The organism is Algirhabdus cladophorae (assembly GCF_044772865.1).
GTDB lineage: Bacteria > Pseudomonadota > Alphaproteobacteria > Rhodobacterales > Rhodobacteraceae > Algirhabdus > Algirhabdus cladophorae.
The window spans coordinates 1,772,006-1,783,542 of the sequence record NZ_CP173029.1; the positions used below are offsets into that span (position 1 = coordinate 1,772,006).

At 56.1% G+C, this 11,537-nt stretch carries 13 protein-coding genes; 6 read left to right on the forward strand and 7 right to left on the reverse strand.

What is annotated here, in order from left to right; genetic code table 11:
* Window positions 1-14: 14 nt before the first annotated feature.
* Genes ACIRQ6_RS08540 through rsmA form a run of 3 tightly spaced genes read left to right on the forward strand, consistent with a single transcriptional unit; the run spans window position 15 to window position 3,072 of the window.
* Window positions 15-1,217, forward strand: coding sequence for a peptidylprolyl isomerase (locus ACIRQ6_RS08540; RefSeq protein ID WP_420863707.1), 1,203 nt, complete (start codon window positions 15-17; stop codon window positions 1,215-1,217).
* A gap of 13 nt (window positions 1,218-1,230) precedes the next feature.
* Window positions 1,231-2,214 carry a 4-hydroxythreonine-4-phosphate dehydrogenase PdxA gene (gene pdxA, locus ACIRQ6_RS08545; protein ID WP_420863708.1) on the forward strand — a complete coding sequence of 328 codons (984 nt, stop codon included), beginning with the start codon at window positions 1,231-1,233 and terminating at the stop codon, window positions 2,212-2,214.
* A gap of 15 nt (window positions 2,215-2,229) precedes the next feature.
* On the forward strand, window positions 2,230-3,072 hold the full coding sequence (rsmA, locus tag ACIRQ6_RS08550; RefSeq protein ID WP_420863709.1) for a 16S rRNA (adenine(1518)-N(6)/adenine(1519)-N(6))-dimethyltransferase RsmA: 843 nt from the start codon (window positions 2,230-2,232) through the stop codon (window positions 3,070-3,072).
* A 4-nt stretch (window positions 3,073-3,076) separates the two neighbouring features.
* Here rsmA and ACIRQ6_RS08555 read toward each other — a convergent pair whose 3' ends face one another.
* The 3 genes from ACIRQ6_RS08555 to prfA all read right to left on the reverse strand — a co-directional run bounded on the left by ACIRQ6_RS08555 (window position 3,077) and on the right by prfA (window position 5,755).
* Window positions 3,077-3,622 (reverse strand): DUF4167 domain-containing protein, encoded by a 546-nt coding sequence (locus ACIRQ6_RS08555; RefSeq protein ID WP_420863710.1) that lies wholly within the window; start codon window positions 3,620-3,622, stop codon window positions 3,077-3,079.
* Between the two features lie 222 nt (window positions 3,623-3,844).
* Entirely contained in the window at window positions 3,845-4,705 is an 861-nt protein-coding gene (gene prmC, locus ACIRQ6_RS08560; RefSeq protein ID WP_420863711.1) for a peptide chain release factor N(5)-glutamine methyltransferase, read from the reverse strand.
* A gap of 3 nt (window positions 4,706-4,708) precedes the next feature.
* On the reverse strand, window positions 4,709-5,755 hold the full coding sequence (gene prfA, locus ACIRQ6_RS08565; RefSeq protein ID WP_420863883.1) for a peptide chain release factor 1: 1,047 nt from the start codon (window positions 5,753-5,755) through the stop codon (window positions 4,709-4,711).
* Between the two features lie 75 nt (window positions 5,756-5,830).
* Here prfA and ACIRQ6_RS08570 point away from each other — a divergent pair, with 75 nt between their 5' ends.
* On the forward strand, window positions 5,831-6,100 hold the full coding sequence (locus ACIRQ6_RS08570; protein ID WP_420863712.1) for a hypothetical protein: 270 nt from the start codon (window positions 5,831-5,833) through the stop codon (window positions 6,098-6,100).
* On the opposite strand, the gene ACIRQ6_RS08575 is transcribed toward ACIRQ6_RS08570, so the two are convergent.
* The 3 genes from ACIRQ6_RS08575 to ACIRQ6_RS08585 are packed head-to-tail and all read right to left on the reverse strand — an operon-like array spanning window position 6,097 to window position 8,669.
* Window positions 6,097-6,528 (reverse strand): DUF1499 domain-containing protein, encoded by a 432-nt coding sequence (locus ACIRQ6_RS08575; RefSeq protein ID WP_420863713.1) that lies wholly within the window; start codon window positions 6,526-6,528, stop codon window positions 6,097-6,099. The genes ACIRQ6_RS08570 and ACIRQ6_RS08575 overlap by 4 nt on opposite strands.
* Window positions 6,525-7,496, reverse strand: a complete 972-nt coding sequence (speB, locus tag ACIRQ6_RS08580) for an agmatinase (protein ID WP_420863714.1) — start codon at window positions 7,494-7,496, stop codon at window positions 6,525-6,527. The genes ACIRQ6_RS08575 and speB overlap by 4 nt, the downstream gene beginning before the upstream one ends.
* Window positions 7,497-7,499: 3 nt before the next feature.
* Entirely contained in the window at window positions 7,500-8,669 is a 1,170-nt protein-coding gene (locus ACIRQ6_RS08585; protein WP_420863715.1) for a M20 aminoacylase family protein, read from the reverse strand.
* A gap of 64 nt (window positions 8,670-8,733) precedes the next feature.
* Between ACIRQ6_RS08585 and mazG the strand changes: the two genes are divergently transcribed.
* A complete protein-coding gene (mazG, locus tag ACIRQ6_RS08590) occupies window positions 8,734-9,561 on the forward strand; it encodes a nucleoside triphosphate pyrophosphohydrolase (RefSeq protein WP_420863716.1) in 828 nt (275 codons plus the stop codon).
* Window positions 9,562-9,571: 10 nt separating this feature from the next.
* On the opposite strand, the gene ACIRQ6_RS08595 is transcribed toward mazG, so the two are convergent.
* Window positions 9,572-10,468 (reverse strand): hypothetical protein, encoded by an 897-nt coding sequence (locus ACIRQ6_RS08595; RefSeq protein ID WP_420863717.1) that lies wholly within the window; start codon window positions 10,466-10,468, stop codon window positions 9,572-9,574.
* Window positions 10,469-10,592: 124 nt separating this feature from the next.
* Between ACIRQ6_RS08595 and ACIRQ6_RS08600 the strand changes: the two genes are divergently transcribed.
* Window positions 10,593-11,534, forward strand: coding sequence for a nucleoside hydrolase (locus ACIRQ6_RS08600; RefSeq protein ID WP_420863718.1), 942 nt, complete (start codon window positions 10,593-10,595; stop codon window positions 11,532-11,534).
* Window positions 11,535-11,537: the final 3 nt, after the last annotated feature.

The window sequence follows — 11,537 nt, forward strand, 5'->3', positions numbered from 1 at the left end:
AAGGAGCAGACCTTATGCGCATTTTTCATTTGGTGATTGCCATGATGGTTCTGGCGATGCCAGCCGTAGCGCAATCGCAGTTTTCTGCCGTAAAGCGGATCAATGACCGTGTTATAACGGCCTATGAATTGCAACAACGGGCCTTGTTTTTGCAAGTGCTGCGCGCGCCGGGCAATGTTCAGGAAACCGCGATGGAGCAGTTGATCGAAGAGCGGCTCAAACAGGATATTCTCAACCAGATCGGTCAGCGCATCTCCGATGATGCGGTTTTGGGCGGCATGGAAGAATTTGCAGGCCGCGCCAACCTCACCGCGGAACAATTCACCCAAGCGATCGGCCAAGCCGGGGTTGATCGCGAAAGCTTTCGCGACTTTGTAAAGGTCGGATTGGGCTGGCGCGAGTTTGTGCGCGGCCGCTTTGGCCCCCAAGCCCGAGTGTCCGAGGATGAGATTGACCGCCGGATCGCTTTGGCCAGCAACGGCAGCGGCCTACGGGTTCTGATGTCGGAAATCATTCTGCCCAACGTGCCACAACTGGCCGCACAAACCGCCTCGCGGGTCGAAGAGATTAGCAAAATCACCACGCTCGAAGGCTTTGCTTCTGCCGCGCGGCGTTATTCCTTTGCGCCGACACGGGCCCGCAGTGGTCGTCTGGATTGGTTGCCCCTGTCCAATTTGCCACCGCAATTACGCCAAATCGTGTTGTCTTTGCGCCCCGGCCAAGTCTCGGCACCTATCCCCTTGGAAAACGCGCTGATCATTTTCCAGCTGCGCGACATTGAAGAAGCGCCCGCCACCCCAGCCGAACTGGCAGCAGTGGAATATGCCGCCTTCTACATACCGGGCGGTCGCAGTGACGCAGCACTGGCCCAAGCAGAAAAGATCAAAGCGCAGGTTGATACCTGTGACGACCTTTACGGTGTCGCACAGGGATTGCCCGAAGAACGTCTTGATCGCGGCAGCCTTGCCCCTGCGGACATCCCGCAAGACATTGCTGTCGAATTGGCCAAACTGGATCCGAATGAGGTCTCTACAGTTCTGACACGGGCCAATGGTCAAACGCTGGTGTTTTTGATGCTCTGCAGTCGGACCCCTGATCTGGGCCAAGACATCGACCGCGAGCAAATCCGCAACACGCTGTTCAACGAGCGCATTGAATCCCTGTCGCAAGGGTTTTTGGACGGTCAGCGTGCCGACGCCGTGATCCGCGATCCGTAGTGAGGCGCCCCGCGTGACCCAATCCCCTCTTGTTCTGACCTGCGGCGAACCCGCCGGGATCGGGCCAGAACTGGCGATCAAAGCTTGGCAGGCCCTACGCGGCACCCTGCCCTTTGTCTATATCGGTGATCCGCGCCATTTGGGAACGGCCCCGTTTCAGGTGATCGAACATCCAGCGCAAGCTGTCGCTGTAGCCCCCACTGCAATGCCTGTTTTGGCCCATGACTTTGACGGATCCGCACGAAAGGGCCTAGCAGATCCAGCCAATGCCAAGGGCGTGATTGACGTGATCGCCCGGGCCGTTGACTTGGTACAATTAGGCGAGGCGCGCGCCATGTGCACCGCCCCGATCCACAAAAAGGCCCTCAAAGACGGGGCAGGTTTTGCCTATCCCGGCCATACAGAATATCTGGCTGCCTTGGCTGGGCGCAATCTGTCTGTGATGATGTTGGCCAGTGATATGCTGCGCGTGGTGCCTGTGACGATCCATATTCCTGTGGCCGAAGTTCCCCAAAGCCTGACGGCGCGGTTGCTCACCGATACGGTTCTGATCACCCATGCGGCGTTAAAACGGGACTTTGGCATCGCAAAACCGCGCTTGGCCGTGGCCGGTTTGAACCCCCACGCAGGCGAAGGCGGCGCCATGGGCCAAGAGGAACTGGACCTGATTACCCCGACCCTGGATGCGCTCAGGGCGCAGGGGCTGGATATCTCGGGCCCGTTGCCTGCTGATACGATGTTTCATGCCCGTGCCCGCGAGGCCTATGATGTGGCTTTGTGTATGTACCACGATCAGGCCTTGATCCCGATCAAGACGCTGGATTTTGATCGCGGCGTCAACGTGACTTTGGGGTTGCCGTTTGTTCGGACCTCGCCGGATCATGGGACGGCGTTTGACATTGCAGGCCAAGGGATCGCGGATCCCACGAGCCTGATCGAAGCGCTGAAATTGGCGGACCATATGGCCCAGATGCGTGGGTCGGATCAAGGCATTTAAGGACTAAAGAAACCTATGGCCACCATCGACAGCCTGCCTCCGTTGCGTGAGGTCATCAACACTCACGAGTTGCGCGCCAAGAAAAGCCTTGGGCAGAACTTTTTGTTGGATCTCAATCTGACAGCAAAAATTGCGCGACAGGCAGGTGATCTCAGCGACGCGGATGTGTTGGAAATTGGCCCCGGTCCCGGCGGGTTAACCCGTGGCCTGCTGGCAGAAGGGGCACGGCGGGTTCTCGCCATTGAAAAAGATGCGCGGTGTTTGCCTGCCTTGGCTCAGATTGCCGAGGCCTATCCAGATCGATTGCGGGTATTGAACGCAGATGCTTTGGAATTTGATCCCCGGGGGCAGCTGCAAAGCCCGATCAAAGTCGCCGCAAACCTGCCCTATAACATCGGGACCGAACTATTGGTGCGCTGGTTGACGCCCAAGGACTGGCCACCGTTTTGGGACAGTCTGACACTGATGTTCCAAAAAGAAGTGGCCGAGCGCATTGTCGCCAAACCCGGCAGCAAGGCCTACGGGCGCTTGGCCCTTTTGGCCGCATGGCGGGCCGAGGCCAAGATGGTAATGACCCTGCCGCCCGAGGCCTTTACCCCCCCGCCCAAGATCAGTTCTGCCGTGGTCCATATCACGGCCCTCCCTGCCCCGCGCTACCGTGCGGATGCCAACACATTGTCAAAGGTTGTGGCAGCCGCGTTCAACCAACGGCGCAAAATGATGCGTGCCGCGTTGAAGTCTTATGGCCCTGATATCGAAGACAAATTGGTCGCCGCTGGCATTAAACCAACGGACCGTGCCGAGACGCTGGATCTAGAGCAGTTTTGCGCCCTCGCCCAACAGATCAAACCGGTTTAGGCGTTTATTCTGCAGCGTCAGAGGGGGGCGTTTCAGCCGCCACTTCTGTGGGTTTGGGTTTGCGCGGCTTATACGTCCGCTTAGGCTTGGGCGCGGCTTCTGGTGTTTCAACCAATCCCCCATCCGCTGCGGGTGCGGCAGCTTCAACCACATCAGGTTGATCAGAACTGGCAGGATCCGCAGGAACTGGCGCTGGCGCGTTGCTTTCGCGTTCCTGACGCTCGTTGCGCTCCCGATCCCGTTCCGCTTGGCGTTCGCGATTCTGGCGTTCTTGTTCTTCGCGGCGCGCGTCGATCTCGCGTTGAGCCTCAGACAGCATCCGCGTGTAGTGTTCGGCGTGTTGTTGGAAATTCTCGGCGGCGACACGGTCACCGGAGAGTTGCGCATCCCGGGTCAACTGATTGTATTTGTCGATGATTTGTTGCGGCGTGCCGCGCACTTTGCCCTCGGGGCCGGAACTGTCGAACACACGGTTGACTATGTTTCCGCTTGGACGATTGTTGTTATTGTTACGGGATTTGGACCGAGAACGGGATTTTGAAGAACGCATGAGAGTTGTGTCTAGCCTTGTCAGCCCTCGGTATTCGGGGCTTGCCGCTGTCCCTGTCCTGTCGCCTCGTGCGGTAGGAAAATTAATCAGGGGTGCGATGTTGCTTGTGAATTCGGGGGCAGCCTGAGCTTCTTCCCCTGCGCACCAAAAAGCATGACCACCGGACAGGAGCAAGGGGAAACTTTGGCAATTCCCGTTTTGGGAGGGTTTTTGCCTGATAATTCACCTCAAAACGCCACTGACCACGCGATCGCGGCCATCAAGGTCTTGAAACACCTCAATCTGACTGAGGCTGGCGTCCGCAAACAGTTGCGAAACCGGGGCGGCTTGGGTTGGCCCGATCTCGACAATCAGGCGACCGTTCGGGGTTAGGAATTTCTGCACATCGGCGCAAATGATCCGATAGCACCCCAACCCGTCGCCCTCATCCGTCAGGGCCATGCGCGGATCAAAATCGCGCACATCAACCGACAAATCCGCCATCTCGTCCACGCCGATATAGGGCGGGTTCGACACGATCAGATCAAACTGCCCCTCAACGGCGCTGAACCAATCCGATTGCATCCACGTGGCCACGGCATTGGTGCCTGCATCGCCACTATTGGCGCGCGCCACGTCCAAGGCTTTGACGCTTAGATCAACCCCCACGCCCCGTGCGCCCCTACGTTCTTGCAACAATGAAATCAGGATACACCCCGATCCCGTGCCCAAATCCAACACCCGTTCAAAGGGATGCTCCAACGCCACTTCGATCAACCGTTCGGTTTCAGGGCGTGGATCCAACACATCCGTGGACACGCGAAAATCCTCGTTCCAAAACGCACGACTGCCAATGATTTTTGAGACAGGTTTGCCTTTGGCACGTTCACCCAGAATATCGTGTTTGTAGGACTGCGCGCCGAACTCGAAATACTTGTCCTCTAGCATCTCTTCCAGCCGCATACGCAATGTCGAAGGGGCACGGCCTGTGAAATGGGCAATCAACAGCAGCGCATCGCGGGGCGCGTTAGGCACGCCTGCCTTGGTCAAAAAAGACGTTGCACGGTCCAATTCATCCCCGATGCTTCGACGCGGATAAGGCATAGGTTAGTCCAGTTCGGCCAATAGCGTGGCCTGATGTTCCGCCGTCAGCGCATCAATAATCTCGTCCAGATCGCCCTGCATCACTTGATCCAATTTATACAATGTCAGGTTAATCCGATGATCCGTCATCCGCCCCTGCGGGAAGTTATACGTGCGGATCCGCTCGGACCTGTCCCCACTGCCCACTTGGGATTTGCGATCCGCTGCCCGTTCGCCATCAATGCGTTGGCGTTCCAGATCAAACAGGCGGGTTTTCAGGGTCAGCATCGCAATCTCGCGGTTGCGGTGCTGGGATTTCTCGGCACTGACCACGATGATCCCCGTGGGAATATGGGTGATGCGCACGGCACTGTCCGTGGTGTTCACGTGCTGGCCACCAGCACCAGAGGCGCGCATTGTATCTATCCGAATGTCTTGCGGATCAATTTGCACGTCCACATCTTCGGCCTCGGGCAGAACCGCCACAGTGGCCGCAGAGGTATGTACCCGTCCGCCACTTTCGGTCGTTGGCACCCGCTGGACCCGGTGCACGCCACTTTCAAACTTCAGCCGGGCAAAAACATCGGTGCCTTGGATGTGCCCGGTGACTTCTTTGATCCCGCCCAATTCCGTGACCTGCTGCTCGATAATCTCGAACGTCCAGCCCTGCGCCTCGCAATAGCGCTGATACATGCGCAACAAGTCAGCCGCGAAAAGGCTGGCCTCATCCCCGCCCGTGCCCGGTCTGATCTCGATCATCGCAGGGCGGGCGTCCGCAGCATCCTTGGGCAACAAAGCCAGTTGCAACCGGTGTTCCATGTCAGGAATGGCAGCCTTAAGGCGCGGCATTTCTTCTTCGGCCAGCTCCTTCATTTCAGGATCCGCCAGCATCATCTGGGCCTCGGCCAAATCATCCAAAGCCTGCCTGTAACCGGCGATTTCCTCGACCACTGGTTTGAGGTCAGAATACTCTTTTGCCAGTACGGCAATGTCGCCAGATCCATCCGCCATCGAGGCCTCAAGGAACTCGAAACGTTGGGTGATTGCAGCTAATTTATCCATTGGAACCATGGCCGTTTCGTCCCCCATCCGGCGGCTAGGGTCAAGAGGCTAGTTTTGGCGCGATAAGTTTGCTATTCTATGGGTATGTGGAGACCTTTACTATTCAGTGTTCTATGCGCAGCCCCAGCCGCTGCAGACGTCACATCGCCAAGTGGCAAAACGGTCGATTGCTATTGCACCGACAGCGGTGGGGCTCGTATCGAATTGGGGGAAAGCATCTGTTTGCAAGTGGACGGACGCATGTTCATGGCCCAATGTCAGATGTCGTTGAACGTGCCCATGTGGCGCGAAACGGCAGAAGGCTGCCTCAGCAGTCAGGCCCTGCCCTTCACCCCTATTCCAGCTGCAGGCTAATTGTCTGACAATTGCGCAAGCCAGCTTTGGACGCGCGCTTTGTTCACGCCCATGTCAGCTTTGCCTATTTTGAGACGTGCATAGAACTTAGCGGTGACTTGATCCCCAGAGGTCTCAAAGGCAACTGTTGTAAAATCAGGAAAGCCAAAGCCTGCGGATCGTGTGATAAAGGTGATCAGCCCGTCGTCTTCGGCCAGAACTTTGGTGCGCGGGGTGGCCAAAGCTATGGCTTTGATCTGGGCTTGGGCCTCGTTGACAGGGCCCTCCATCGCAACTTGGGTCTTGTAACTGCCCGCCAGCGTTTCCTCGCCCGCGACCTCAGGGGCCACATGCCAGTCGGTGACACTGATTGGGGCCAAACGCGCATAGGCGGCCAAAGCCACGGCCAATATAACAAGCGTTCCAATGATCCACATGATCCGTTTCATCCCCTTTGGTTGCGCAAGTTTGTGCAATAAAGACACATCAATTCCGTGGCCACATGGGCGCCTGCGATGGCTGTGGCACCCGTTGTGTCAAATGGTGGAGAGACCTCAACCACATCGCCGCCCACCATATTAATGCCCGCCAAATCACGCAAAATGATCGCAGCCTGCCCCGAACTCAGTCCCCCCCACACCGGCGTGCCAGTACCGGGCGCAAAGGCGGGATCAAGGCAATCGATATCAAATGTCAGATATGTCTGACGTTTGCCCAAAATCTGCTTGATCTTGGCAACCACAGCCGCAGGACCTGTTTGATGAACCTCGCGGGCATCGATGATATTTACGCCCAAAGTGTCCTCATTGGTCGTACGAATTCCAACCTGAACCGAAGCTTTGGGATCGATCAACCCCTCTTTCACCGCTTTATAAAACATTGTGCCATGGTCAATCCGGTCCATGTCGTCGTCGGGCCAAGTGTCGGAATGAGCGTCAAATTGCAGCAAGGACAGTGGCCCAAACCGCGCGGCATAGGCCCGCAAAATGGGGAAACTGATGTAGTGATCCCCGCCAAGGCACAGGGAACCTGCACCAGCTTCCAATATACCTAAAATATGGTCCGTAAGGCGCTGAGGAAATTCACTTATCTTGGCATAGTCATATGCTAAATCACCATAATCCACCACGTTGAAATCACTCAGTGGATCGATGTCCCACCCATAAGGTGCATCGGGGGCTTGCAGGCTGCTGGCTTCGCGGATCGCGCGCGGACCTAACCGTGTGCCGGGACGATTTGTGACTGCACTGTCGAACGGCACACCAGTGACCGCCAGATCAACACCAGCAAGGTTTTTGGTGTAACTTCGACGCAGAAAACTGGCCACGCCCCCAAAGGTGTTTTCATATGTCAGACCTTTGAAACCTTTGCGCGTAATCGCCGCGTCAACTTCGTTTCCTGCATCTTCCAAAGCCATGGCCTAATCCCCTTGCACAGGTTGCGCAGTCTCAACAAGGCGCGCAAAGAAACTGGCCCCAATGGGCGCAACCTCATCATTGAAATCATAGCTGGTTTGATGCAACCCTGCTGTATCGCCGTTGCCAATGAACAAATAGGCGCCGGGACGTTCTTCCAGCATATAGGCGAAATCTTCGGCCCCCATTTCCGGCGTTTGATTTGCGTTCACCGCGTCCACACCACTCACCTCGCGCGCCACTCTAGCCGCGAATTCCGCACGGTCTGCATGATTGATCGTCGGGGGATAGCCCACCTCATACTCCAGCTTGGCGTCCACATCATAGGCCGCCGCCTGCCCTTCCACGATCTGTTGCATGCGCTGCATCACCATGGCTTGGACATCTTTGTCAAAAGTGCGCACCGTCCCGCCAATAAACGCATATTCGGGGATCACATTGTCCGCGCTGCCCGTCTCGATCTGCGTCACAGACACCACCAAATCGTTCATGGCGTAGTGATTGCGACTGACAATCGTTTGGATCGCTGTGGCAATCGCCAAGGCCGCCACCACAGGATCGCGGGTTTGATGCGGCATGGCCCCATGACCGCCCGCCCCTTTGACATAGATCCGAAAGCTGTCGGCGGCGGCCATAATCGGCCCCGGCGTTGTATAGAAATGCCCCACAGGCGTACCCGGCGCATTGTGCAGCGCATAGACTTGATCGATGCCAAAGCGGTCCATCAAACCTTCTTGGCACATAACTTGGGCCCCTGCGCCAAATTCCTCAGCCGGTTGAAAAATCAGCGCCACAGAGCCTGCAAATTTGCGCGTTTCGGCCAGATATTTCGCAGCCCCCAGCAGCATCGTGGTATGCCCGTCATGGCCACAGGCGTGCATCGCTTTGTCATGAGTGCTGGCGTAATCCAGACCGGTTTCTTCAACCATAGGCAGCGCATCCATATCAGCGCGCAAGCCAATCACAGGGCCATCGCCACGTCCTTTGATGATAGCGACCATGCCACTGGTGGCGATCCCTTCGTGCAAGGCGTCCACGCCAAATTCGCGCAATTTTTCCGCGACAAACGCGCTGGTTTTTGGCAAATCAAACATGATCTCGGGGATGGTGTGCAGATGTTGACGCCACTCGGCCATTTCAGAGGCAAAGCCTGCAATTCGGTTTAACACTGGCAAGGGCTGACACTCCGCTCGGTTAGGGTTAGCCTGCGCATAAAAGACGAAACCGCAAGGGCGTGCAATGACCGATCACAGCGACCAATTGATCCAAGACCCAGAGGGCGGGATGCCGCGCCTGTTGGAGATTATGCGCCGCTTGCGCGATCCCGACACCGGCTGCCCGTGGGACATCGAGCAGGATTTCAAGTCCATTGCCCCCTACACAATCGAAGAGGCCTACGAGGTTGCCGATGCCATCGAACGCCAGAATTGGCCTGAACTCGAGGGTGAATTGGGTGATTTACTACTGCAAACCGTCTATCACACAGCCATCGGTGCCGAACTGGGCCATTTCACCTTTGACAGCGTGACCAAAAACATCGCCGACAAAATGGTTGCGCGTCATCCGCATGTATTCGGCGATGAAAGCCGGGAAAAATCTGCGGCTCAACAAACCGCCGATTGGGAAAAGATCAAAGCAGCAGAACGGGCTGGAAAGGCCCAAAAAGGCGCGTTGGACGGTGTCGCAGTGGGCCTGCCTGCGTTGTTGAGGGCAATGAAATTGCAAAAGCGCGCGGCCCGCGTTGGATTTGATTGGCCTGATACGGGCCATGTCTTGGACAAATTACTCGAGGAATCGCGCGAATTGGTCGAGGCCCGCGACACCAAGGATGCAGACGCCATGGAAGACGAAATGGGCGATTTGCTGTTTGTCATGGCCAATTTGGCACGCCATTTGGGGATCGATCCAGAGGCTGCCCTGCGCCGTACCAATGCCAAGTTCACACGCCGATTTGCCAGTGTCGAGGCGGCCCTGGCCGCACGCGGAAAAACCCCTGATCAATCAGACTTGACCGAGATGGATGCGCTTTGGGACGAGGTTAAAATCCGAGAAAAATCAGGGATCTAGGGTGCAAATTTCATGTTTTTACCTGCGATACCTTTATTAGTTTCAGATCCGCGTTGTACCTCCGGGTAAAGGCTGCTTTCTGAGCTGCAGACAGCGGATTGAACTTGGATCCACCCGCGGACACTGAATGGTCCGCCTTGATCGCCGCCACCGTATCTGCATCTAAAGTCTCGCCTGCGTGAAATCTGGATTGAAGCGCCATAATCGCCTCTGCACTGGCAGAAACATTGGCGTTCTGGTGATCATCGACCAGCCCCTCGGGCACGGCCTTAATCATCTGCCCCAGCAACTCCGAATTACTGCCTCGGTCCACATAAGGAACAGCCCTTAAATCACAACATTGTAAACCTTTTTTCAAAGCCTCTATCACCACAGGCCAGCCTCGGGTGATCTTTTGCAGATGCGGTAGCGCTTGGTCAAAATCGGGCATTTTGCGAATTTGGGCCAGTTGCGCATAGGCCGACACGAACAAATCGCCGTAATTGCGCATGACCAGCACCACTTGATCAGGACCACGTCCTACCTCGCCCGCAAGCCCCTGACGCAGGACATCGGCGCGCCGCCACAAACGAGAATAGAACTGCCCGCGATAAAACGGGGCCATGCGCCCAAGGATGTTTTCCTCACACACCAACAGGGTTTTTGCCTGCGGACCTTGGGCAATTGCCCGCTGCACCCCGTTTATATGTGGCTCTAAAGCCTCTTTTGCCTTGAAAACCGCTGGATCAGGAAGTTTTAACCTAAGGTTACCTTCGCCTGAAATATCCCGCCCCGGGAAGCGCGCCGCGATACCTGCCTCAACCAGAAGTTGTTGATTTTGCGCCAAAAATCCCTGAAAACTGCCTGTTCCAGTGCGATGGGCGCCCACATGAAGCACCACGTGTTCAACTCTTTGTGTCTCGCCCAAGCTTTTTGCCCCTATTTACTCTTTGTTAAGATTTTGTCAGCCTTGACCAAATTCTCCAAGACAATCCGACGTGCACGGGCTTTTTCAAAGCTTTTAGTGTCGTTTGTGCATGAAAGTATCGTAAATGGCCCCGCGCAAAATCATAATCGACACAGACCCCGGACAAGACGATGCCGTGGCAATTCTATTGGCACTGGCCTCGCCGGAAGACCTCGACGTTCTGGGCATCACAGCGGTCGCAGGCAATGTGCCGCTTGCGTTGACTGCCAAAAATACACGTATTGTCTGTGAGTTAGCGGACCGTATTGATGTGCCTGTCTTTGCAGGATGTGAGGCCCCAATCAGCCGCAAATTAGTCACCGCCGAGCATGTGCATGGCAAGTCGGGTTTGGACGGGCCACAAATGACTGACCCCACAATGCCTTTGCAACAACAACATGCCGTTGATTTCATTATTGAAACCCTTGAGGCAGAACCGGCCAACACAATCACGCTTTGTGCCTTGGGGCCCCTGACGAACATCGGAGTGGCCTTTCAAAGGGCCCCGCATCTGATGGAGAAAGTCCAACAGATTGTATTGATGGGCGGGGCGTATTTTGAGGTTGGCAACATTACACCATCTGCAGAATTCAACATTTATGTCGACCCAGAAGCCGCTGATATTGTGTTTAAATCTGGAATTGACATTGTTGTAATTCCGCTGGATGCGACCCATGGCGCCTTGGCAACGCAACCCCGCGTTGATGCCTTCGCCGCATTGGGATCCCGCGTCGGCACAATGGTGGCAGAATGGACCAGCTTTTTCGAACGCTTCGACAAGGAAAAATACGGATCTGCAGGCGCACCACTGCACGACCCCTGTGTGATCGCCTACCTCATTGATCCAGACATGTTTGATGGCAGGTTCATCAACGTCGAGATCGAAACAACATCAGAACTGACCCTCGGTATGACAGTGGCAGACTGGTGGCGCGTCTCGGGCCGTCCGGCGAACGCTACTTTCATCGGCTCAGTGCAATCTGATCGGTTCTTTGACCTCTTGATTGACCGTTTGGCACGGTTCTAGGCC